A 1,535-nucleotide genomic window follows, 5' to 3' on the forward strand; every position below is an offset into this window, starting at 1 on the left:
GCTTCGGCGCCGGCGGCGGGCGCGGCGGCGCCCGGCTGACGCGAGGGATCGGGCGCGGGAATGGCGAAGCCGCCCGACCCTTGGGTCCGCAGCCAGGCGATCAGATTGATGCGCGTCTGCGTATCCCGGATCCCGGCGAAGGACATCTTGGTGCCCGGCACATATTTGGCGGGGGCGGTGATGAAGCTGTTGATCTGGTCATAGCCCCAGGTCGGCGCCTCGGCCTTGTGCTTGGTCATGGCGTCCGAATAGGCGAAGCCCGCGCGGTGCTCGACCGGGCCGCCCACCACGCCCCACAGGTTGGGGCCGATCTTGTCGGCGCCGCCCTGGTGCGCGTCGTGACAGGCCTGGCAGCGCGCGAAGGCGGCCTCGCCGGCGGCGAGATCGGCGGCCGGCAGGACCGTGCCCCAGTCCGGCGCCAGTTCGGGCGCTTCACCGCCCGCGGCCTCTTCCGGCGCATCGACGAAATAGCCCATCTTCTCCGGCGGGGAGGAATGATAGACCAGGCCCGAGGCCTGCTGGACCACCAGGATGACGAAGGCCGTCCCCAGGGCCGCGCCGAAAATCTTGTTCCACTTCAGATCGCCGCTCATGCGCCCCGTCGCTCCCCTCTGCCGCTTCCAGGCCGTTGAACCGCCCGGTCATAGTCTTGCCTTGGGCTGTCTGGCACGCTAGCGCGACCTTCGCAACCGGCCCGGCAGGCGCCGGCCCCGCAAGGCGTCAGGGAAGCCGATGAATCCTTTGATAATGATACCCGCTCGCATGGCGGCGACCCGTTTGCCGAACAAGCCCCTGGCCCTGATCGGCGGCGTCCCCATGATCGTGCGCGCCTATCGACAGGCCGAGGCCTCGGGCCTGCCGGTCGTGGTCGCGGCCGGCGATCCGGAAATCGTCGAGGCCATCGAGGCCGAGGGCGGGCGCGCCATCCTGACCGACCCGGCCCTGCCCAGCGGGTCGGACCGCATCCGCGCCGCCGTGAACGCCATCGACCCCGAAGGCGATTTCGACGCCGTGATCAACGTCCAGGGCGACATGCCCTTCGCCAGCCCCGGCCTGGCCACGGCCTGCGCGGCCATCCTGCACGGCGAACCGACCTGCGACATCGCCACCCTGGTCGCCGCCGAGGCCGAGGCGTCCGACCGCGCCAATCCCGACGTGGTCAAGGCGGTGCTGGCCCTGGGCGAGGGCGAGCGTCAGGGCCGCGCCCTGTATTTCACCCGCTCCACCCTGTACGGCGACGCGCCGGTGTGGCGCCATATCGGCGTCTATGGCTATCGCCGCGAGGCCCTGAACCGCTTCTGCGCCGCGCCCCAGTCGCCGCTGGAAAAGCGCGAAAAGCTGGAGCAACTGCGCGCCCTGGAGATGGGGATGCAGATCTGGGCCGCCGTCATCGACGAAGCCCCCCTGTCGGTCGACAATCCGGCGGACCTGGAGGCGGCGCGGGCGCTCGTCTAGGTTCAATCGACATTCAGTCAATCGGATTATCAGATCGTCATTCCGGGGCTGAGCGAAGCGAAGAACCCGGAACCCAGGGC

The 1,535-nt window shown here is 69.8% G+C and carries 2 protein-coding genes; one reads left to right on the top strand and one right to left on the bottom strand.

The features are described from left to right. A partial coding sequence (locus tag RTU05_RS18205) for a cytochrome c family protein (RefSeq protein ID WP_312599686.1) occupies window positions 1-593 on the bottom strand: 593 nt, incomplete at its 3' end. 139 nt (window positions 594-732) lie between these two features. On the opposite strand from RTU05_RS18205, the gene RTU05_RS18210 reads away from it, so the two are divergent. Then, window positions 733-1,455 (top strand): 3-deoxy-manno-octulosonate cytidylyltransferase, encoded by a 723-nt coding sequence (locus RTU05_RS18210; RefSeq protein ID WP_312599687.1) that lies wholly within the window; start codon window positions 733-735, stop codon window positions 1,453-1,455. Window positions 1,456-1,535: the final 80 nt, after the last annotated feature.

It is taken from the genome of Brevundimonas sp., from assembly GCF_032017145.1.
In the GTDB taxonomy this organism is placed as follows: Bacteria; Pseudomonadota; Alphaproteobacteria; order Caulobacterales; family Caulobacteraceae; genus Brevundimonas.